18 protein-coding genes and 1 tRNA gene are annotated in these 20,625 nt (G+C 65.6%); 9 read left to right on the top strand and 10 right to left on the bottom strand.

The features are described 5' to 3' along the window. Positions 1–2 precede the first annotated feature (2 nt). Entirely contained in the window at positions 3–1,259 is a 1,257-nt protein-coding gene (locus tag FFS08_RS02985) for a DUF445 domain-containing protein (RefSeq protein ID WP_137861844.1), read from the top strand. A 233-nt stretch (positions 1,260–1,492) separates the two neighbouring features. Here the strand turns inward: FFS08_RS02985 and FFS08_RS02980 are convergent, their stop codons facing one another. Beyond that, positions 1,493–2,164, bottom strand: a complete 672-nt coding sequence (locus FFS08_RS02980; RefSeq protein WP_137861845.1) for an HAD family hydrolase — start codon at positions 2,162–2,164, stop codon at positions 1,493–1,495. Positions 2,165–2,225: 61 nt separating this feature from the next. Here FFS08_RS02980 and FFS08_RS02975 point away from each other — a divergent pair, with 61 nt between their 5' ends. Genes FFS08_RS02975 through FFS08_RS02960 form a run of 4 tightly spaced genes read left to right on the top strand, consistent with a single transcriptional unit; the run spans position 2,226 to position 5,735 of the window. Beyond that, positions 2,226–3,338: an ABC transporter permease gene (locus FFS08_RS02975; RefSeq protein ID WP_137861846.1), complete on the top strand. Its 1,113-nt coding sequence runs from the start codon at positions 2,226–2,228 to the stop codon at positions 3,336–3,338. After that, positions 3,335–4,162 carry an ABC transporter ATP-binding protein gene (locus tag FFS08_RS02970; RefSeq protein WP_137861847.1) on the top strand — a complete coding sequence of 276 codons (828 nt, stop codon included), beginning with the start codon at positions 3,335–3,337 and terminating at the stop codon, positions 4,160–4,162. Before FFS08_RS02975 ends, FFS08_RS02970 begins: the two co-directional genes overlap by 4 nt. Then, positions 4,162–5,127, top strand: a complete 966-nt coding sequence (locus FFS08_RS02965; RefSeq protein ID WP_137861848.1) for an MlaD family protein — start codon at positions 4,162–4,164, stop codon at positions 5,125–5,127. The genes FFS08_RS02970 and FFS08_RS02965 overlap by 1 nt, the downstream gene beginning before the upstream one ends. Positions 5,128–5,135: 8 nt before the next feature. Further along, positions 5,136–5,735, top strand: a complete 600-nt coding sequence (locus tag FFS08_RS02960; protein ID WP_137861849.1) for an ABC-type transport auxiliary lipoprotein family protein — start codon at positions 5,136–5,138, stop codon at positions 5,733–5,735. Positions 5,736–5,738: 3 nt separating this feature from the next. Here the strand turns inward: FFS08_RS02960 and FFS08_RS02955 are convergent, their stop codons facing one another. Next, a complete protein-coding gene (locus tag FFS08_RS02955; protein ID WP_137861850.1) occupies positions 5,739–6,611 on the bottom strand; it encodes a peptidylprolyl isomerase in 873 nt (290 codons plus the stop codon). Between the two features lie 78 nt (positions 6,612–6,689). Here FFS08_RS02955 and FFS08_RS02950 point away from each other — a divergent pair. Next, a tRNA-Ser gene (locus FFS08_RS02950) sits at positions 6,690–6,780 on the top strand. 364 nt (positions 6,781–7,144) lie between these two features. Here FFS08_RS02950 and FFS08_RS02945 read toward each other — a convergent pair. After that, positions 7,145–7,555, bottom strand: a complete 411-nt coding sequence (locus tag FFS08_RS02945; RefSeq protein WP_137861851.1) for an Lrp/AsnC family transcriptional regulator — start codon at positions 7,553–7,555, stop codon at positions 7,145–7,147. A 274-nt stretch (positions 7,556–7,829) separates the two neighbouring features. Continuing rightward, on the bottom strand, positions 7,830–8,162 hold the full coding sequence (locus FFS08_RS02940) for a winged helix-turn-helix transcriptional regulator (protein WP_212741945.1): 333 nt from the start codon (positions 8,160–8,162) through the stop codon (positions 7,830–7,832). An 85-nt stretch (positions 8,163–8,247) separates the two neighbouring features. Here FFS08_RS02940 and FFS08_RS02935 point away from each other — a divergent pair, with 85 nt between their 5' ends. The 3 genes from FFS08_RS02935 to FFS08_RS02925 all read left to right on the top strand — a co-directional run bounded on the left by FFS08_RS02935 (position 8,248) and on the right by FFS08_RS02925 (position 10,399). Further along, positions 8,248–8,799 (top strand): carboxymuconolactone decarboxylase family protein, encoded by a 552-nt coding sequence (locus tag FFS08_RS02935; protein ID WP_137861852.1) that lies wholly within the window; start codon positions 8,248–8,250, stop codon positions 8,797–8,799. Positions 8,800–9,000: 201 nt separating this feature from the next. Then, complete coding sequence (gene nadC, locus FFS08_RS02930) at positions 9,001–9,858, top strand: carboxylating nicotinate-nucleotide diphosphorylase (protein ID WP_137861853.1); 858 nt, start codon at positions 9,001–9,003, stop codon at positions 9,856–9,858. A 79-nt stretch (positions 9,859–9,937) separates the two neighbouring features. Continuing rightward, the gene (locus tag FFS08_RS02925) at positions 9,938–10,399 is read left to right on the top strand and encodes an SMI1/KNR4 family protein (protein WP_137861854.1); all 462 of its coding nucleotides are present in this window, start codon (positions 9,938–9,940) and stop codon (positions 10,397–10,399) included. Positions 10,400–10,719: 320 nt separating this feature from the next. Here FFS08_RS02925 and FFS08_RS02920 read toward each other — a convergent pair whose 3' ends face one another. The 6 genes from FFS08_RS02920 to FFS08_RS02895 form a co-directional block, all read right to left on the bottom strand. Next, complete coding sequence (locus tag FFS08_RS02920) at positions 10,720–12,783, bottom strand: porin family protein (RefSeq protein ID WP_171012438.1); 2,064 nt, start codon at positions 12,781–12,783, stop codon at positions 10,720–10,722. 183 nt (positions 12,784–12,966) lie between these two features. Further along, a complete protein-coding gene (locus FFS08_RS02915; RefSeq protein ID WP_137861856.1) occupies positions 12,967–14,514 on the bottom strand; it encodes an amidase family protein in 1,548 nt (515 codons plus the stop codon). 28 nt (positions 14,515–14,542) lie between these two features. Continuing rightward, positions 14,543–16,174: an alkaline phosphatase D family protein gene (locus tag FFS08_RS02910; RefSeq protein WP_137861857.1), complete on the bottom strand. Its 1,632-nt coding sequence runs from the start codon at positions 16,172–16,174 to the stop codon at positions 14,543–14,545. 25 nt (positions 16,175–16,199) lie between these two features. After that, a complete protein-coding gene (locus FFS08_RS02905) occupies positions 16,200–16,577 on the bottom strand; it encodes a hypothetical protein (protein ID WP_137861858.1) in 378 nt (125 codons plus the stop codon). Between the two features lie 68 nt (positions 16,578–16,645). Next, positions 16,646–17,140: a PraA/PraB family alkane oxidation protein activator gene (locus FFS08_RS02900; protein ID WP_137861859.1), complete on the bottom strand. Its 495-nt coding sequence runs from the start codon at positions 17,138–17,140 to the stop codon at positions 16,646–16,648. Between the two features lie 103 nt (positions 17,141–17,243). Next, a complete protein-coding gene (locus FFS08_RS02895; protein WP_212741944.1) occupies positions 17,244–20,606 on the bottom strand; it encodes a TonB-dependent receptor in 3,363 nt (1,120 codons plus the stop codon). Positions 20,607–20,625: the final 19 nt, after the last annotated feature.

Below are 20,625 nucleotides of genomic sequence, written 5' to 3'. Positions count from 1 at the left end.
CCATGTTGCGCACTCCCCTTTCGTCTGAGCCGGCCCCCGCCGGCCTTCGCCGGATGCGGCTGGTGGCGACCGGCCTGCTGGTGGCGATGGCCATCCTCTTCCTGCTCACCCGCGCCTTCGATCATCTCCATCCGGCGATCGGCTATGTCCGGGCCTTCGCCGAGGCGGCCATGGTCGGCGGCCTGGCCGACTGGTTCGCGGTGACGGCGCTGTTCCGCCATCCGCTCCATCTGCCCATCCCCCACACCGCGATCATCCCGCGCAACAAGGACCGGATCGCAAGCACGCTCGCCCAGTTCCTGCGCGACAATTTCCTCACGCCCAAGGTGGTCGCCCGGCGGATGCAGCGGCTGGACCTGGCCGGCGCGGCGGGGCGCTGGCTGGCCAATCCGGTGCACGGCGACGGCCGGATCGGGCGCAGCGCCGGCCGGCTTGCCGCCGATTTCCTCGAATCGCTCGACCAGGAGCGCCTGGGCGGCATGGCCAAGGGCGCGATCGCGGCGCGGCTGCGGGCGATCGACGTGGCGCCCCTGTTCGGCCAGGCGCTCGGCGCGGCCATTGCCAATGGCCGCCATCTGCCCCTGCTCGACGGAATGATCCGCTGGGCAGCGAAGGTGCTGGCGGCCAACGAGCACATGATCCGCGAGATGGTCCATAATCGTGCCGGCGCGGTCATGCGCTGGACCGGACTCGACGAGACTTTGGCCAACAAGATCATCGAGGGGCTCGACAAGCTGCTCGGCGAAATGGCCGAGGACCCCGGCCACCCGCTCCGCGCCAAGGCCGAGGAGGGGCTGGAACGGCTCGCATATGACCTGCAGCACCGGCCCGAACTGCGCGAGAAGGTGGAGGCGTTCAAGCTCGAGATGCTCGAGAACCAGGCCTTCCAGCGCTGGATCGACGGGCTGTGGGAGACGAGCCGAACCGCCCTGCTCCGCCTGGCGCGCGACCCCGGCCGGGCGCTGGGCGGGCGGATGGGCGAAACGCTGCGCCAGTTCGGCGTCACGCTCCAGCAGGATCGCAAGCTCGCCGACACGATCAATCGCTTCGCCCGGCGCAGCGCCGTCGGTGCCGCGACCGACTATGGCGACGGCATCGTCCGGCTCGTCTCCGACACGATCAAGGGCTGGGACGCGCGGACGATCACCGGCCGGCTGGAAAATGCCGTCGGCCGCGACCTTCAATATATCCGGATCAACGGCACGCTGGTGGGCGGGCTGGTCGGGGTGTTGATCCACATTGTGGATGCGCTGCTCTAGGGTGGGGACTCGTTCAGCAAACCTTGTCACCCCCGCACAGGCGGGGATCCAGGGTGGTGCGGGATACCGATGCCATCGCGCGAACGCCGTCGGGAAAGGGCAGAACCTGCCACCCCCCGCTCCACACCTGGCCCTGGATCCCCGCCTGCGCGGGGATGACGAAGCAAAATCAGATACGTGTGTAAGTCCTCAACCTGGACCCGATGCGGCGCGAATCGCCCCAACCGGCGCCCCTAGCGCCAGTCGAGCAGCGGCCAGCCTCGCTCCGCGGCGAGCCTGCGCAGCGGCCCATGCGCGTTGACCGCGAATCCCTCGTCCGCCCAGCCGAGCAGGGGAGCGTCCGAGACATGATCGGAATAGGCGCGCACGCGAGCATCGCCGCGTGCGATTCCATGCTCTGCCATCCAGCGCTCGATCCGATGGAGCTTTACGGGTCCGTAACAGTTATCCCCTTCGATCAGGGAGAGAATCCGGCCTTGCCCATCGCGTTGCGCTTCGGTTGCGATCACATCGTCAAAGCCCAGCAGCCGGCCGATCGCCGCGGCGTAATAGCCGTGCGAGGCAGTCGCCATTACCAGGCCATACCCTGCGGCGCGGTCCGCCGCGATCTGCGCGCGCGCGCCGTGCAGCACGCCGTGAGTCACTTCGTGCGCGGCGAATGCGTCCGCCACGCGCGCCATCTCGCCGGGAGTCAGCGCCCCGCCGAGCAGCAGCCGCTGCGAGAATTGCTTGAGGCCGGCGCGATCGATCAGCTTGAGCAGATAGCCGATCCCGGCCAGGCCCACCGCCGGGAACAGCGCCAGCCGCCACGGCGCACGCGCCTTGGCCGCCGTGACCAGGAAACGGGTCCAGGTCGGCGCCGCGGTGATCGTCTTGTCCATGTCGTAGATTGCGAGAAAGTGCATTGAAGCATCTACGAGCGGCAACGCTTGCCGATCCAGCCCGAATCGCGGAAAGGTGCCGGCGATGAGCGTCCGGGCCGATTTCGAACGGGTTGATTCCGACAGCGGCGGGGCGGTGCTCCGCTTCACCGGCAATTTGTCGCTCGCCAGCCTGGGCGATCTTCCCGACCGGCTCGACCGGATCGACGGCCAGGTCGCCCGGCTCGACCTGTCACGGGTCGAGCGGATCGACACGGTCGGCGCCTGGGTGATCCATCGCTTCGCGCGCGACAGGGAGGCGGCGGTCGAGGGCCTCGCCCCCGCCAGCCAGCATCTGTTCGATCAGGTCGTCGCCGCCGAGCATCCGATCGAGCTGCCGCCCAAGCCGGAGAGCCCCTTCGTCCATCTGCTCGCCGAGATCGGTGACGCGGTGTTCACCGCGATGCACACGCTTTACGGCCTGCTCGGCTTCATGGGCGCCACGGTGATCGCCTTCTGGAACGTCGCCACCCATCCGCGCCGCTTCCGCTTCCACGCCACCGTCCACCGCTTCGAAGTGGTCGGCGTCTCGGCGCTCGGCATCATCGGGCTGATGAGCTTCCTGATCGGCGTGGTGATCGCGCAGCAGGGGGCGGTGCAGCTCCGCCAGTTCGGCGCGGAGGTCTATACGATCAACCTGGTCGGCCGGATCACCTTGCGCGAGCTCGGCGTGCTGATGACCGCGATCATGGTTGCCGGCCGCTCGGGCTCGGCCTTCGCCGCCCAGATCGGCACGATGAAGCTCACCGAGGAGATCGACGCGATGCGCACGATCGGCGTCTCGCCGATGGAGGCGCTGGTGGTGCCGCGCACCATCGCGGTGGTGACGATGCTGCCGCTGCTCGGCTTCTATTCGGCGCTGATCGGGATCATCGGCGGCGGATTGCTCTGCTGGGTGCAGCTCGGCATCCCGCCGATCACTTTCGTCCAGCGCATCCGCGAAGTGGTGCCGCTCAACGATCTGTGGGTCGGGCTGATCAAGGCGCCGGTGTTCGGCGCGATCATCGCCATCGCCGGCTGTTTCCAGGGCATGCAGGTGGAGGGCGACGCCGAGCAGGTCGGCCGGCGCACCACCACCGCAGTGGTCCAGGCGATCTTCCTGGTCATCGTGCTCGACGCCTTCTTCGCTGTGTTTTTCAGCCAGATCGGGTGGATATGAGCGACCCCGCCTCCACCGCGCGCGCCGGCCGCGACGACATCGTCATCCGCGTCCGCGATCTGAAGAACGGCTTCGGCGATCAGATCGTCCATGACGGGCTGGATCTCGACGTACGCCGCGGCGAGATCCTCGGCGTGGTCGGCGGCTCGGGCACCGGCAAGTCGGTGCTGATGCGCTCGATCATCGGGCTGCAGACGCCGATGGAAGGCGAGATCGAAGTGTTCGGCGAGAACACGATCGGCCGCGAGGAGACCGAGGCGACCGCGATCCGCCGGCGCTGGGGCATTCTCTTCCAGGGCGGCGCGCTGTTCTCCACGCTCACCGTTTCGGAAAACGTCCAGGTCCCGCTCAAGGAATATTATCCGCAGCTCGATCAGGCGCTGCTCGAGGAGATCGGCGCCTACAAGGTGGTGATGACCGGCCTGCCGCCGGAAGCGGCGCCCAAATATCCCGCCGAGCTTTCGGGCGGCATGAAGAAACGCGCCGGCCTTGCGCGCGCGCTCGCGCTCGATCCCGAGCTGCTGTTCCTCGACGAGCCCACCGCCGGGCTCGATCCGATCGGGGCCGCAGCCTTTGACGAGCTCACTGCCTCGCTCCAGAAGACCTTGGGGCTCACCGTGTTCCTGATCACGCACGATCTCGACACGCTCTATGCCATCTGCGACCGGGTCGCGGTGCTGGCGGACAAGAAAGTGATCGCAGTCGGAACGATTCCCGAACTGCTCGCCTTGGACCATCCATGGATCCAGGAATATTTCAACGGACCGCGCGGGCGCGCGGCAGTCGCCGGCAGCAAGGCGAATCGAGCTGAGGACAGGGGCTGATGGAAACTCGATCGAATCACGTGCTCGTCGGCGCCGTCGTGCTGATCCTGCTCGCGGTGCTCGCCCTGTTCATCGTCTGGCTCGCCCGGCTGAGCGGCGGCAACGAGCGCGAGTACGACATCTTCTTCCGCCAGTCGGTCGACGGGCTCAGCGCGGGCTCGGCGGTGTCCTTTTCGGGCGTGCCTTCGGGGCAGGTGAAGTCGATCGAGTTCTGGAAGCCCGATCCCCAGCTGGTGCGCGTGCGCGTCTCGGTGCGCAACGAAGTGCCGATCCTCGAAGGCACCACCGCGACGATCCAGAGCAGCTTCACCGGCCCCAGCACCGTGCAGCTCGAAGGCGCGGTGAAGGGCGCCCCGCCGATCAAATGCCCGCACGAGCATCCCGAGGCAGCATGCCCGCTCGGCGTGCCGGTGATCCCGACCAAGCCCGGCGGCCTCGGCGCGATCTTCTCGTCGGCGCCCAAGCTGCTCGAGCGGCTGACCACGCTCACCGAGCGGCTGACCGAGCTGATGAGCGACAAGAACCAGGCCTCGATCGCCGGCATCCTGGCGAACACCAACCGGCTGACCGACGCGCTCGCCGATCGCGGGCCCGAGATCGCCGCGACGCTGGCCGAGACGCGGATCGCGATCCAGAAGTTCGGCACTGCCACCGAGCAGATCGGCGAGCTGGCCAAGACGACCAACGGCGTGGTGGCCGACGACGTCAAGCCGACCATCGCCAATCTCAACCAGACCATCGCGTCGGCCAAGAAGAGCATGGACACGCTCGAAGCGATGCTGGGCGATGCCCGGCCGGGCGTGCAGGCCTTCTCGAAGAAGACCGTGCCCGAGATCGGCCAGCTGATCCAGGATCTTCGCCAGATGGCCCAGTCGCTGTCCTCGGTCGCCGACAAGATCGACCAGGGCGGCGCGTCCAGCCTGGTCGGCAGCCCGAAACTCCCTGACTACAAGCCCAACAAGTGAGGCCCGCGATGAAGAAGCTCGCCCTGCTCCTGCTGGCCGCCCCGTTCGCCGCCACGCTCTCCGGCTGCGTCTCGTTCGGCGGCAAGCCGCCCAAGGTGCCGTTCCTCACGCTCGAGGCGGCGGCGCAGATCAAGCCCGGCGACGTGCAGACGCCCGCCTCGGGCACGACGGTGACCGTGCTGTTCCCGACGGTGCCGCACGAGCTGGCGACGACTCGGGTGCCGGTCCATTCGGGCGAGAATGCGGTCGCCTATGTGAAGGACGCGCAATGGGTGGAAGCGCCGCCGCGCCTGTTTGCCCGGCTGGTCGGCGATACCATTTCGGCGCGCGCCGGCCGGCCGGTGCTGAGCTATCGCCAGTCGCAGATCGACCCCGGTGCCGTGCTCTCGGGCGAGCTGCGCCGGTTCGGCGTGGACGCCGACACCAACGAGGCGGTCGTCCAGTTCGACGCGCTGCTGGTGCAGGGCGACGACGCCACCAAGTTCCAGAAGCGGCGCTTCGAGGCGCGCGCACCGCTTGCCGAGGTGAAGCCCGATCTGGTCGCCGCCGCGCTCAACCGGGCCGCGAACCAGGTCGCCGTGGAAGTCGCGGACTGGATCGGGAAATAGGGCCTATTGCGCCCGCCGCACTGCCGGCAGCGCGTTGCACACATCGACGCCGCCCATCGGAACGGTGAAGAAAGGCCCGTCGCGATTCTCGCGTGCCTTGATCCAGGCGGCGAAGCGAGGGTTGTCGGTCACACGATACTGGAAGCGCGGGCGCTCGTCCTCGGGCAGCTGGCTGGCGAGACGCACCGAGAGGATCGGCGTCGGCGCCTGGTCCTTGGCATAGACGCCGAGCTGGGCGGTGCCGCGCGTCAGGCTGGAGAGCCATTGCATGCCCTCCACGATCCGGCCGACGATCGCGATGTTGCGGTCGAGCGGGCGCGGAGCGTGGCCGATCACCGTGTAGAGTTCGGCGCCGCTTCCGGTGGAAGGCGCCAGATCGCGCGCGACGCCGACCATCGAATAGCAATGAGTCAGCGAACTGGTCGCGCCGTAATTGGCGAGCGGCCAGCCATCGGCGCTGAGGCCGGTCTTGGCGGCATAGCTGTCTGGCCTGGCGAAGCTGACGCTCTTCGCCGCGTCGAAGCCCGGCCATTCATATTCGGCGGGCGGGTTCTCGATCACGCCGGGCGGGAGCGCGGTCTTATCGTCGCCGCCGCCCCACTGCGTCACGTAATTGTCCTGCACGCGGTAGACGCTCGTGCCGTCCCACCAATGCGCCTCGGCAAGCTTGCGGATGTTGGCGACATGCACGGGAGCGTAGCGCGGGGCCAGGCGGATGAAGACCTGATGCCCGCCCTGCAAGGTCATCACCAGCATCTCGTTGTCGGGTATCGCCTTCCAGTCCGCGGGCGCGGGATCGGCCGGCGACGGCGCGGCGGTCTGCGCAATAGCGGGAAGGGCGGCGAACGCGGCAAGCGCGAGGATCGGCTTCAGCATGGCGCGAAGAGTGGCACGGCACCAGCTGCTTGCCTAGGCCCCCGCCAATCGCTAGGGCACGCAACTTCCGGGACATGCGGAGCGGTGGCCGAGTGGTCGAAGGCGCTCGCCTGGAAAGTGAGTATACGGCAAAACCGTATCGAGGGTTCGAATCCCTCCCGCTCCGCCATTTCCTATTGATTTCACTGGATAATTTCGAAATCCGGAGCCCGCGCCCGGGTTTCGGCGCAGGATTCGGGCGGATCGCTGTGGCCAACCGGGCATGAATCGCGTCACAACAAACCGCAGCATGTTGAGCTGAGCGCCAGCCCGAAAGGGCCATAGCGAGGCGCTAGACAGCTTCATGCCCAGCTTCGTCGCTTGCTCGGTGAGTGGCGGGTATCGGCGCTACCGCCGAAGCGCTCGCCACCCATCTGCGCAAGCTGCTGGCGTATGGCGGGATTGCGCTGTTGTCGGCGATGGCCTCGTTGAATTTCGAACCCGGGGTCAGACGCAAGTGCAACCACCTCGTTCCAGCTCAATCCGATGCAAGCTCATCTAACCTCGAGGGGCAGTTCGGAGGTGCGCTTGACTTGCTGCATGGGGATGTCGGTCTTGAGGCTGCTTACGCCATCGATACGGGCGAGGTGCTCGGCCTGGAAGCGGCGATAGGCTTCCAGATCAGCGGCGATAACGCGCAGCAGGAAATCGCAGTCGCCTGCCATCAAATGACACTCCACAACCTGGCCAAGCTGCTGCACGCTGACGATGAAGCGCTGCACCGTGTCTTCGTCCTGGCCCTTGAGCCACACCCGGACGAACACCGTCATGCCGAGCCCGATGCTGCTCGCGTTGAGCAACGCAACATAGCGCTCAATGATGCCCGCTTCTTCAAGCAGCCGGATCCGGCGCAGGCAGGGCGATGGCGACAAGCCAACCTCCTTTGAGGCCCTTGCGGCGTTCAGCTTCCAGGTCGATGTCTATTGTGATGGGGGCGACTAGCGTCCGCGGCCAACCTTCATGGGCTGAGTGCGGACGCGATGCCGACACTTATTAGCGGCCGCCGCCTCTCTTAGGTCGCGCCAACCGGGGCGTCGACATCTCGATCGCCGCGCCTGCGGCGCTCGAACGCATCAAAGCGATCGCGGACGGCATTTCGGCACTCTACGGATCTCGGCGGCATGATGTTCCCATTTAGATAACACGGACGAGCCGCATCCCGGCGAAGGCCGACAATCATCAGAGGTCCGGCTTGGTGCGGCCGATCTGCGCAGAGGCCCATTTGTCGGCGAAGCTATATAGCGGCGCGAAGGCCTCAAGCATCTCCTTTCCGAGCGGCGTCAGTGCATAGCCTTCCCCGGCCGAATGGATCACTATTCCGGCCTCGCGCAGCTCGTTTACGCGCGACTGCAGCACCGTGGGCGATATCTCGGCCGCCGCGCGCAGCGCGCGCGAATTGAGGGGGCGATCCCGCAGTTCCCACAAGATACGCAGTGCCCAGCGTCGACCGAGGAGCTCGAGCAGCGCCATGATCGGCCTGCGAGTGGTCGGGTCCAGTTTCTGATCGACCAAGACGGCACTCCTCGAAATTAGCCATTGCTATTATTCTAGTAGCATATATTGATTGCTACCGTATCGATAGCACACGGAGGCGGCCGTGCAACGCATCTCACCCCTGCAACAACCTTACCCCGACCCGGTCCAGCAGTCGTTCGACGCCATCATGCCGGCTGGAATGGCGCCACTCGTCCTCTTCACGACTATGGCATCAAGCGAGCGGGCTTGGTCAAAGTTCAGGGCCGGATCGCTCCTGGACGGCAGGCTCCTCAGCCTGCGCGAGCGGGAGATCGTGATTGACCGAACCTGCGCGCGGACCGGCTGCGAGTACGAATGGGGCGTGCACGTCGCGAAGTTCGCGGAGAAGGCGCGGATCACCGCGACCGACGTTGCCGAGTTGCTGGCCGTGCCCGCGAACACCGGCCATTGGACAGCGGCGGAGGCCGCGCTGATCGCCACCGTGGACGCCTTGCACGAGCGCGCGACGCTCACCGACGAGGAGTTCGGGAATCTTCGCACGCACTATGGCGATGACCAGATACTCGAGATCATCATGCTGGCGGGATTCTACCGCACCGTATCTTACCTCGCCAATGGACTGGACCTCCCGCTGGAGGCGGACGGCGCGAGGTTCGCCGAATACCGGACGTGAGGCATGCTCCTCGTCGTCGGCATTCTGGCGGGCATCCTGGACGCTGCGATCGGCGGCGATACAGTCCTGACGCTGCCGGCGCTTGCAAGGGCCGGCCTGTCCAGCGGGGACCATTGGAAATCAGGCCGGCCACGATAAGTGCTTCATGATAGGCGTGAGGGCTTCATCCATATCAATGCTTTGGGGAAACAACGAGCTGTCATGACCTCTATTCCCGATTTCGATGTTGACGCCTTCGTCGCCGCGACACTCTCCGAAGATCTGGGCGGGCCTCCCGGCGCTGGCGGGCACGACCTGACATCCGAATGCGTAATTCCCAGCGATGCCGTTTTCACTGGCGTGATGGTTAGCCGTGACGCGATCGTAGCGGCGGGCTTGCCCATGGCAGCCGCTTTTTTTCAGGCGCTCGACCCGGATGTGAAAATCGAGTTGCTGGTAGCCGAAGGTGAAGAGGTACCACCCGGCACAGAATTGATGCGGCTAAGGGGCAATGCGCGAGCCTTGCTGACCGCCGAGCGCTCGGCCCTCAATGTGGTGCAGCACCTAACCGGCATCGCGACCCTGACGCGCGAGTATGTTCATCGGATCGAGGGAACTGGCGCCGTCCTCCTCGACACGCGCAAAACCACTCCCGGCCTGCGCCTGCTGGAGAAATATGCCACCCGCACAGGCGGAGCGAAGAACTATCGCCTGGGATTGTGGGATGCAGTGATGATAAAGGACAACCATATCGCGGTGGCTCAGTCCATCGGGCAGGCGGTGGGCGCGGTGAGAGCAGCCGGTATCACGCAGATCAGCGTCGAGGTTGATCTGGTAGACCAGATCGAACCAGCCATAGCGGCGGGTGCGACGCACTTGTTGCTCGACAATATGGAACCCGCCGTGCTGCGCGGTGCGGTTACTCTTGTCCGGGCGCGCGTGCCGACTGAGGCATCGGGTGGAGTCACGCTCGAAAATATCCGCAGCATCGCCGAAACAGGCGTAACCTATGTGAGTGTCGGGAGGCTGACTCAATCGGCACCCGCCGCCGATATTGGGCTGGATTTTACCATAGCTTAAGCGCGCGCCTCCCCAGATTACATCGCAGACGTCGCCATGCGCATCGCGTTCGACCTCGTTCAGTTGTGCAGAAGGCTGAATGTCCGACATTGGGTGGAAAGCGGTCGTTGACATGTTAGCTTGCCATATGGCTCACTTCGATATCGGCGCCCTGAAACATTGGCTTGTCGAGCACGATGTGCACCTTCGTCCGCCCGCCTCAACGGAGGCGTTGAACGAACTACGTGCCGCTTACCAAGGCACCGTGCATCCCGACATAGTCCATCTCTATCAAGCGTTTGACGGGTGTGACCGGGGCGACTTTGAAGTCGATAGCTTCTTCTCCATTCGGCCCGTTGCAGAAGGCCTGGCCTACGCAAGGGAACGCGGTCTCGACCGGGATTTTGCATTTGGCGACGTCTGTTTCTCTGCCGATGTTGTGCTCTGCTCCCTGCTCGAACCCGATGCTCCCGTGAGATGGGCCGACGGCATCTTGCCGCCAAGCCCCTCAATCGGATCGTTCTTCGATACATTGACGACAGGGCGGCTGTGGTCGCGCTGACCGCTATTACGAACGCCTGCTATTTCCGATGATCTCTTCGGGTTTGTGCTTCTTCGATGGCATGCAGCGTCCCCTTCCCGGTGATTTCCATCCTACTCGATGGTCCACCTGAAGGGGGCAGCGCAGTCCGGCTGCCCCGCATCGGGGCCGCGGCGAATCTGGACAGCAGCCGACTACCCAATGGCCGCCGACCGATCGTCGCCTGAGCAAATGGTGGCCTTTCGGAGCATCCGCGGGCGAACTGCACGACCGGAATTGCGGCACGAAGCCGTGCCGATTTGCGCTCGGCCCTGCGCTTCCCTCCAGTTGAGAGGAATGAACTAGAAACGGTTTCTGATAGTCAGGCGGATCGTTCTGCCCACCGGATCCTGGTCGTCACGACCATAGCCTGGCGCCGGGCTGCCCCTTCCCAGGCGGGCGCTGGGCCGCGTATCGAACAGATTGTCGATATCCAGCCCGAACTGCATGCCTGCGGCGCGGCGTGGCGTAGCGCCATCATGGCTCGGTCGGATGGTGCGTGCCAGCGCATAGCTGAATTTCAGATCCACCGTGCCGATCGCGGAGACCAGCAGATCTTCGGGGCCATCGCGCCCCGTGTCGCGCCGCACGCGATAGGCGCTGCGCCAGCGCGCCGCCAGGTTGACGCCCCATGGCCCGTCTCGCCCGTCCATCTGCACATCCAGCTGGTGGCGCGGCACGCCACCGCCGTCACCAACCAGCCGGTCCATTTCCGGCAGGCCCGCGTGAATCATGGTGAGATTGCGCAATTGCAGATTGTGGTTGATCGCGATCCGCAGCGTACCCGGCTTTGCCCCGCCGAGCGGGAAGGTGATGCTGAGGTTCGAGGCCAGGCTCTCGGCACGCGCGGAGCGGAAATTGATCGGGCGCCGGTCTATGGTGGTGAGCCGTCCGCCGGCATCGCGCGTGAACCGCGCGGGGAATGCCGCCTCCAGTTCGGGCGTGACTTCCGGCAGGGAGCCGATGCCATTGACGGCATTCGATCGTTGCAGGCTGACGCTCCCGGTCAGGTTCCAGGGGGAGAATGGGCCCGCCGATGCCGATAGCGCGATCCTGTCGAAGCGCGGCGGAAGCAAATCCGGTGTGCCGCCCAGGATCGGCAGGACCTGTGCCGATTCCCCGGTGACGAAGTCGAACACCGTGATCGGGGCGCCATAATAGGCCGGCGCAAAGCGCTGCGCATCGGGTACGCTGTCGATCGAGGTCGACCAGTTGCCGATCAGCCGCAGCCTGGTCATGGGCATCCAGATCAGGCCGGCGCTCAATCCCTTGCCTTGGCCGGCGTCCGTCTGGCGCAGGGTGCCGCCGAACGTCGCGGACATGCTTCCCAGCAGGCGCTCGATCGCCGAGCCGTTGCCCGGCGAGGGCGTGCGCCAGAGCGGAAGCGACACGGTGCCGCCCAGGCTGAGGTCGCGGGCGGAAAAGGCGCGTATGGGCCCGGCTCCAAGGATGGACGTGCGGGACAGGGATGCCCGCATGGTCAGGTTGACGGTCACCGGTCCGGCGGGAAGATTGAATATGCGGCGGTTGGCCGACATGGCGGTCGCCAGCGATTGCTGGCGGGAAGCAGTATCCGCCAAGCCTGACTGGCTGCTCGCCGAGAGCTGGCCGGTCAGCGATGCCTGCAGGGACCAGCCCAGGAGCGAACCGCTCAGGCCGCCGATCACCAGCAAGTTGCGCGTGCTGTGCCGGCTTTCGATCGGTTCGCCGCCGGACAGGGATATGGCGCGGTCGCTTCGTACCTGACCCTGGATGTTGAGGCTCGAGGACCAGCGCCCCAGGGCGCGGGTCAGCGCCAGATTGGCGTCCATGGTCTGTACCGAAGGGCGAAGGCTGACCGCCTCATGGCCGGGATGATCCTCCAGATACTGCGATCGTTCCGCGCCGAGCAGCGCGGTATCCCGTGCGGCGCGGATGCCGAATTGAGTCGTGCTGTTGCCGGATATGGCGCCTTGGCGAATATCTCCGGACAGGCTCGACATCCCGCCGGCGGCGGGCGCCTGCGCGTCGAACTGGCCGTCGCGGCTCTTGAAGCGTCGTTGCAGCACGATGTTGAGCACGCGCCGCGACGAATCGCCGCCATATTGCGCGCCCGCTCCGCGCGGCAGCACTTCGACCCGCACCAGCGCATCCGACGGAAACCGGGAGAAGACACCGGGATTGGCGACGCGCTGGCCGTTGACGATGACGACGGGATCGTCTCCCAGCGCATTGCTCTGGACAGTGCGCTGGATCACTTCGCCGATATCATAGGCGCCCAGCGCGTCGATCTCATCCGCGTTCAGTTCGATCTCGGGTGCCATGTCCGCGGCTCCGCGGCGTCCCGTCACCACGATCTGGTCGTGCTGGGGCAGGGAGGCAGGCACCTCCTGTCCCGCCGGGGATCCATGGTCCTGCACGGGGGCGGAGCCAGCGGATTGCCCAACGTTCGCGAGAGCCGCAAGCGCGCAGACTAGCAACTGCATTGCAAGCGCCATCCTCCTCGTGCCCGGCAAGCTGCCGAACTGCCATCCCGGCCCACGCCCGTTTCGCGGCTTCCCGAAGGCGCTCTAGGTTCGCGATGCGACGCGCGCCGGCGCCCAGAGCGGCGGGCGCCGCCTGGCCCAGGGTGCCGCCTGTTCCAGCTCGAAGGCGAGTTCCAGCAGCGTCCGTTCGTCGCCCAGCCGGCCCGCGAACTGCACGCCGATCGGCAGGCCTTCGGCGGTCCAGTGGACTGGCAGGCTGATCGCCGGTCCGCCGAATGCATTCTGCACCATCGTGTAGTCGGCATAGCCGTTCAGCCGCGAGGCCAGCATGTCGAGCGGCAGCGAGCCGTTGATCTCGCCGATCTTCACCGGCGGCTTGAGCAGGACCGGGGACATAAGGACATCGACCTTGTCGAATGCACTGTAATATCCCTTGGCATAGCCGTTCACGCGCCCGAGCGCCTGGTCGGCACTGGCAGGCGGGATGAGGTCCCCCATCGCGCCGATCGCCGCGGATGCGGGTTCGATCAGTTCCGCGAGATGCTGTGGGTCGAGCTTGGTGGCCGAGAGCAGATAGCGTTTGAGCTGCGCGCCCTCGAGCAGGTAGATTTGCGTGAAATCGGCCAGGAACGCCTTGGTGTCGAATGGCCATTTCACTTCCTTGACCGGATGGCCGAGGCCGCTCAGCACCTTGTAGGCGGCATCGAGCGCCAGGAGCGCTTCCTTGTCCGGCAATGCCCCGCTGAGACCGCCGATCAGCAACCCGACGCGCAGCCGCCGGGTCGACGGCCCTTCGACGCGTCCCACCGGCGGATAGATGCCACCTCGGCGGATTTCGACCGCCGCGAGGAAATTGGCGGTGTCGCGTACCGTCCGCGAGACGCATAGCGGCTCGGTCAGGTCGAGCTGGGCGAGATGGCCCGGCGCATCGGGCACGCGCCCGCGCGACGGCTTGAGGCCGACCAGACCGCAATTGCTCGCCGGAATGCGGATCGAGCCCGCGCCGTCCGCCGCATGGGCCATCGGCACGATGCCGGCGGCGACGGCGGCCGCCGATCCGCCCGACGAGCCGCCCGGCGTATGGTCGAGCGCCCACGGGTTGCGCGTGATCCCGTAGGCCAGCGTCTCGACGGTGGGCAATGCCCCGAACTCGCTCATCGTCGTTCGCGCAAAGGCGTTGAATCCCGCCTGGCCGATTGCCGCGGCCATCGGGCCGTCCTGCCTGGCGATCGGTGTGACCTTGTCGAGCCGCGAACCGAAATGCACGTGCGTCCTGGCAAGGTCCTCTTCGTCCTTGACCAGGAACGGCACGCCCGCGAAGGGCGCGGAGAAGTGCTTCGTGGCGAGCGCTCGCTTGCGCGCGCGCTCGTAGAGCTTCTCGCTGAAGCAGTTGAGGTCGGGCAGCACTGCTTCCGCGCGGGCGATGGCGGCGTCCAGCGCCTCTACCGGGTGGATCCGGCGCGCGCGGATCGCTTCGGCCAGCGCCGTCGCGTCCATCTCGGCGAGGTCGCTCGCCGCAGCCGGCCCCGCCAGGGCAGCGCCGGGGAGCAACGCGCCGACGCCCATGGCGCCGGCCCGCTGCAGGAAGTCGCGGCGCGTGCCGGCGGACGAGAGGTCGTTGCAATCCACCATGATCGGCTTCCTTCGGGTTTTCTGGAGGTCAGGCGCTGAAAATCCGGCGGCCCCGTTCCACCGACATCGTCTTGCCGGGGCGAATGGCGAGCGAGCGTGCCTTGACCGTGTCCATGAACACCCATTCGCCCGTTACCCGTTCGGGCGTGAGCTGGACGGCCATGTAGCCGCGACTGCTGGTATCGGCCCATTTGAGCTCGGGGCTGGCGCGCATGATGAACTGGGCGGTCAACTGGGGCGGCAGCGCCAGATAGGCTTCGATCCCCGGCGACGAGACGCTGTGCCCGCCGAACTCGACGCCCGCCGGCTTGCCTTGCGAAGCGAGATCGAATGCCCAGCCATTATGGCTGTCGCCCGACAGCACGACCAGGTCCGCATCGGCAGCCTGGGCGGCGCCGAGCAGGCGCGCGCGCGCTGCGGGGAAACCGTCCCAGGAATCGAAGTCGGGTGCCGTGCCGGCCTTGCCGGCGGCCGAGAGCACGTTGAGGAACGCAGCCTGCTCGGGTGGCAATTTGAGGCTGGCGACAAATGCGGCCGGCAGCTCGGGCAGCCGCATCTGCCCCATGACCACCTGCTGCGCGAGGATCTGCCATTTCGCGCCGCGCTGCTTCGAGCGCGCGATCCCGTCCTGGAGCCATTGCTCCTGCTCGGGCCCCATCAACGTCCGCTTCGGGTCGGCCAATGGCCCGTCGCGCAGCGCCTTGAGCTTGGCGACCGGATCGCCGCTCGTACCGATGATCGCCACCGGATCGAGCCGTTCGCTGCGGGCGGTCAGCCGGGTTTCCGGGCGGAAGATCGTCGCCAGGTCGCCGATCTCGAAGCTCGACCAGGGCTTGCCCGATACCGGCAGCCATTCGTTCCAGGCTTTCATCGAGGCGCGCTTGCGCTCCTCATAATCGCCTTCGTCGGGCTGATGGTTCTCGGCCCCATGTGCCCAGGCGTCGTTCGCCGTCTCGTGATCGTCGTGCTGGACGATCATCGGGAACATCTGGTGCAGACGCTGCAGATCGGGATCGGCGCGATAGCTGGAATAGCGCAGACGGTAGTCGGCCAGGCGGATCGCCTCGCCGGCCGGCTCGATCAGGCGGCCGGCGATCGCCTGGTCCGCCCCGGGATAATAACCGCGCTGATATTCGTAGATATAGTCGCCCAGATGCACCATCAGGTCGATATCGTCCCGCGCGGCCGCATGGGCATAGGCGTTGAACCAGCCATAGGGCAGGTTGGCGCAGGAGAAGACGCCAAGGCCGAAGCGCTCGACCGGCCCGGCCGGCAGCGTCCTGGTCCGCCCGACCGGCGAAACCGCACCGTCCGGGGCGATGAAGCGGTAATAATAGGTCCGCCCCGGCTGCAGGCCGCCAACGACGACGCGCGCGGTATGGTCGTCGGCTCTGCTCGCCCCGCCGCCGCCGCTCGTCTTCTTCCGGAAATCGGGCGTTTCGGAAAGTTCCGCGGTCAGCTGCACGTCGCCGCCATCGGCAGGCACATAGCGGGTCCAGAGCAGGATCGAGTCCGGTCCCGGCTCGCCGCTGGCGACATTGTGAGTGAAGCCGCGCGCGGTCAGCAACGCCTGGGCACGTGCCGCACCGCCCATCGCCAGCGCGCCGATTCCGAAACTGCCTGCCAGGACCAGGCTGCGGCGGTCGATGATGATCGTCATGTCGGTTCTCGCGGGAAAGGAGGGACTATCGCGGATCGATCGGCGCCGACGGCGACGACGACGGCGACGGTGCCGTGGCGGAGGCCGGGGGCGATTTCGCAGCAGCGGGGATCGCACGCAGCGCCGCGTCGATCGCCTTCACGCGCTCATGCGGCATCGCATCGGGAAACATCGCCTCCAGCGTCTCCAGGCTCATCGCCTTGAATTGATCATATTGCGGGTGGGTCGTGAAACCCGGCAGTTCGCGTTCCAGCACCGCCTTCGCCGCAGGATTGGCGGCGAGCTGCTCGATCGGCGTCCTGGTGCTGAACGCGGGCTTGTCCTGGCCGGCAACGGCGTGCAGCGGAGCGGCAATCGCCTGGAGGGCGATGGCGAGCTGCAAGATACGAAAACCCGTGCGCATCCATGCTGTCCTTGCTGAGCAAAGGAGCGATGCGGCGGGTGGAGCCGCCGCATCGCCCAGTTGGGGGGTCAGTTGATCGTGACCGCCGGCGAGACCGTGAGGCTGCCCGAGGCGTTGCAGACGCCGCCGATCAGGGCCAGGAAGCCGGTGGTGCCGGGCAGCGCCGCAGAGAGCGGGCCGGCGGTCGAGGTGAGGTTGCTCCACGGGCCGACGACATCGCGCGGACCGCAGTCGCCGAGGCGGGTCGAGACGGCCATGTCCTTGATCGTCACGCTGGTCGAGGAGTTCGCCTGAACGCGCAGCGGCAGCACCAGGCCATCGTCGCACGCCAGCGGGCCGCTGACGGCGCTACCGGTGTAGCTGGTGAAGGTGATGCCCGTCGAGTCGGTGGTGCCGCTCAGCGTGACATTGCACACCGTGGTCAGGGTGCCGTTCAGGTCCTGGGTGAGCTGGCCCGAAGCGGTCACCGCCGTGTTGGCGGGCGACAGGGTCTGGGCCATCGCCGCCGACTGGAAGGCAACGAGGCTGATGAGAGCGGCGACAGACTTGGTGAAGATATTCATCGTGAGTTTCCTTTTCAATTGGGATGAATTTGAAACAAGGCACGTCCTTCACGAGTAGTTTCTTGTTATATGTGCGACCACGTCTTCGAATTTTTAGTGATTGTTATTTGATTCCCACGCGCACGCTGAAACCGATGATGCGCGGGTCGAGTGTGAATACATTGGAGAAGGTGCCGACTTCGTTCGGCCCGGTGAAGGCGTCGGTGATCGGCGTGCTGTTGAACACGTTCTTGACGTAGAACTGGTACGTCAGGTTCGAGGCCGGGCGGCTGAGCGTGATCGCCAGATTGGCGTTGCCCCAGGCGCGCAGGCGATCATAATCGGTGTTGTAGACACGGGCGAAACTTGCCGACTGGCGATAATAGTCGCCGCGCAGCGACAGCCGCCAATCGTCGAGGAACAGGGTGTATTCCGCGCCGATATTGAAGGTGAGGTGCGGCGCGTTGGGCAGTTCGTGGCCGCTCAGATCGGCGGCGAAGCCATAGCCGTTGTTGGGCGCGCCATAGTTGGACGGGTTCGGGCCGTAATAGTTCGCCGGCTTGCTCGGGTCGTAGGGCGCGGTGGGGCTGTAGGTGAATCCGTAAAGGGCCTGGCCTATCCCGCCAGGTGCAAATGGATTGCCGGCGGACCCGAATACATGGGGCGCTTCGCAGAAGAAGTTGATCCCCGAATCCGAGGTGCTGTTGATATCCTTGGGATTGACCTTCTTGAGATAGGCGGCGACCAGCGCCTTGGGCGCGATGCAGGTGTTCGGGCTCTGCGCCCAGGGATTGACGGTCATCCAGTCGTCATGGCCCTGTACGCGGTCCATGACGTCGATCGAGCTTTGCCCGTTGCCGATCCGGGTCCTGAGATACCCTAATGTCGCACCCACCTTGAAGTGCCGAGAGGGTATCCACGCAGCCTCCAGCTCGGCTCCATAGGTGATAGCGTTGAGGTTCTCGGTATTAATCGCCCGGTTGATCAGCTGCGATATCTGGTAATTCTTGTAGTCGTTGAAGAAGGCGGAGAAGTTCAGCAATATCTTGCCACCGGCAATCTTGTTCTTCATGCCAATTTCGAAGGTGTTGAGTTCCTCCGGCTCGAATTTGGTGGGAAGCCGCGTATAGGTTCCGCACACCAGCGCCGGCGCCACCGGCAGCCCGTTCGGGCCGCAGGGCTTGTCGGCCTGCCCCCGGGGATTGTCGCCACCGCCCTTATAGCCGCGCGCATAGGAGGCGTAGAGTGCGGTTTCGTCGGTGAACGCCAGATGCGGCTTCCAGTTCAGCGCAAGCCGGCCGGTCACGCGCCGCCATCGCATCGTTTCGGCGGGATCCGCAGGATAGCCGCGATCAACCGTGCCGCTATTGAGCCCTCGGGTGTCGCTCAGCAACTGGGTGGCATAGGGTATGATCAGCTTCTGATCGTCGGTGTAGCGCAGGCCCCCGGTGATCTTGAAATTCTCGGTCGGCTTCCAGTAGATTTCGCCGAACGTCGCCCAGGATTTGGTCTTGAGCTGCTGAATGCTCCGGAAGTAATTATGTCCCTCGCCATTGATCTTGTCGATGGGATTCGGGTCGATATAGGCGCAGCCGACGCCCTTGGCGTCGCAATACGGCCCCTCGGACAGCGCGGCGATGGTGAAGAGGTTGCTGAAGACGTAATAGTTTTCGGTGGTCTCGTAGGACAGGTAATTGGCGCCGAGATTGAAGTTGACCGGTCCGTCAAAGGATGAATTCAGCCGGACCTCTTGTGCCCATTGCTCGCTGCGCGCCTCCGAGCGATCGATTGCCGCCGGGGTGGTCAGCTCGCCGAGCTGCGGATCCTTGAACGTGCCGAGGCCATTGCGAGAGCCGAGATATGGCTTCCAGGCTGCCTTGACGCCGGTGGCGTATTGCTCCGGCGCAATGAAATAGGGCACCGCCTGAAATCGGAAGAAGTCCTGCGAAGCGCTGTAATAGTCCTTCGTGTAGAGAAGCTGACCGGTGAAATGCAGGCGATCGGTGATGTCGATCTCGGCGTTGAACTGGAACAAGTCGTTCCGTGCCCGGTATTTCGGATCGTAGAAGGTGCCGATCTCTCGCAGGTCACGGGATTGTTGCCCATTGACGGTACCGAACGGATCGAGACCCATCGGGGTATAGTAGCTGCCATAGGGGCCCCGGTTTCCGGCCAACGCCAGGGTGAGCGCCGTCACGATCGGAAATCCGCGGCCATTGGGCACGCCATAGGCGGCATCGGAATAGAGGGTCTTTTGCTGGCATCCCGGCGTCAGCGCGCCAATGCTCCACGCGCCGACCACGGGCTGCGACTGGGCGACGCCGTTCCGGTCGGTATAATCGATCTTCTGCGGCGTCTCGCCGCGCGTGCAAAGCTGTTTGCCGGTGCGTGCGCGGTCGTCGTTCTCGTTGAAATGCTCCCAGAAGAAGCTGAAGCGCAATGCCGGATCGGGCTCCCACAGCGCCGACAGCCGCGTCGAATAGAGATTGCGGCCGTTCACATTCTTCTGCGTTACCGTGTTGTAGTCATAGCCGTCGCGCTTCGTCCACGCGCCCGCCGCGCGGAACGCCAGGGTGTCGCCCAGGGGAATGTTGACGAACCCGCGCAGGCGGGTGGAGGCATAATTGCCCACCTCGCCCTGGATTTCGCCGCCCCATATGCCGAGCCTGGGCTTGGCCGGCAGCATGTTGACGACGCCTGCCGTCGCGTTGCGACCGTAGAGCGTGCCCTGCGGCCCACGCAGCACCTCGACGCGCTCGACATCGAAATATTCCTGCTCGAACAGTCGGTTGCGGATCAAAGGCGTATAGTTGAAGCTGATCGCGACCGCCGGATCGGCGGTGACGGAGATCGCCTTGGTGCCGATCCCGCGGACAGTGAAGTTATAGCCTGAGAAATTGTCCTTCGAGAAGGAGACGTTCGGGATAGCGCGCAGCAGCTCGGGGCCGCCTTCGATCTTCTGGTCCGACAGGTCCTGCGCCGTGAAGGCCGAGACCGCGGCGGGCACATCGATCAGGCGCTCGGACATCTTCTGCGCGGTGACGACGATGTCGTTGCCGCTGCCGGCGTCTTCGGAGGCCTGTCCGTCATCGGCCGCGAGGGCCGGGCCTTGCCCGCGGATTGCAGCCTTGGGCCGCGGACCGGCGACTGTCTTCCCGGCAGGTTGCGCATGGCCTCCCCGAATGATCAGGAAGGCATCGCCGCGCTTCTGATAGGTCAGGTCGGTTCCGTGCAGGAGCTGGATCAGCGCCACCTCGACGGAGGAAGCCCCCTTGATCGCGCGCGCCTTCTTGCCGCGCACCAGATTCTGATCGACCAGGATCTGCGCGCCGGACTGGCGCGACAGCACGTTCAGCGAATCCTCCAGGCTGGCTGCAGGAAGCGTGATGCCATGTTGCGCCAATGCTGGCGGAGCGGCGCAAATGGCGCCGATGGCGAGCGCGAAAACGGCAACGCCTGTACGAAGCGACCCCTTGAACTTCAGCACTATCTATTCCCCCCTTGGG

This window comes from Sphingomonas sp. 1F27F7B (assembly GCF_005503355.1).
Lineage (GTDB): Bacteria > Pseudomonadota > Alphaproteobacteria > Sphingomonadales > Sphingomonadaceae > Sphingomonas.
Note: the sequence above shows the minus strand (reverse complement) of the source record. Positions and strands in the feature narration are given on the sequence as shown.

Coding starts and splice junctions, on each gene's coding strand:
- FFS08_RS02980 (WP_137861845.1), bottom strand. CDS start 2,164: ATGCACTTTCTCGCAATCTACGACATGGACAAGACGATCACCGCGGCG.
- FFS08_RS02905 (WP_137861858.1), bottom strand. CDS start 16,577: ATGCGCACGGGTTTTCGTATCTTGCAGCTCGCCATCGCCCTCCAGGCG.
- FFS08_RS02910 (WP_137861857.1), bottom strand. CDS start 16,174: ATGACGATCATCATCGACCGCCGCAGCCTGGTCCTGGCAGGCAGTTTC.
- FFS08_RS02925 (WP_137861854.1), top strand. CDS start 9,938: ATGTCCGACATTGGGTGGAAAGCGGTCGTTGACATGTTAGCTTGCCAT.
- FFS08_RS02955 (WP_137861850.1), bottom strand. CDS start 6,611: ATGCTGAAGCCGATCCTCGCGCTTGCCGCGTTCGCCGCCCTTCCCGCT.
- FFS08_RS02900 (WP_137861859.1), bottom strand. CDS start 17,140: ATGAATATCTTCACCAAGTCTGTCGCCGCTCTCATCAGCCTCGTTGCC.
- FFS08_RS02985 (WP_137861844.1), top strand. CDS start 3: ATGTTGCGCACTCCCCTTTCGTCTGAGCCGGCCCCCGCCGGCCTTCGC.
- FFS08_RS02965 (WP_137861848.1), top strand. CDS start 4,162: ATGGAAACTCGATCGAATCACGTGCTCGTCGGCGCCGTCGTGCTGATC.
- FFS08_RS02975 (WP_137861846.1), top strand. CDS start 2,226: ATGAGCGTCCGGGCCGATTTCGAACGGGTTGATTCCGACAGCGGCGGG.
- FFS08_RS02970 (WP_137861847.1), top strand. CDS start 3,335: ATGAGCGACCCCGCCTCCACCGCGCGCGCCGGCCGCGACGACATCGTC.
- FFS08_RS02960 (WP_137861849.1), top strand. CDS start 5,136: ATGAAGAAGCTCGCCCTGCTCCTGCTGGCCGCCCCGTTCGCCGCCACG.
- FFS08_RS02915 (WP_137861856.1), bottom strand. CDS start 14,514: ATGGTGGATTGCAACGACCTCTCGTCCGCCGGCACGCGCCGCGACTTC.
- nadC (WP_137861853.1), top strand. CDS start 9,001: ATGACCTCTATTCCCGATTTCGATGTTGACGCCTTCGTCGCCGCGACA.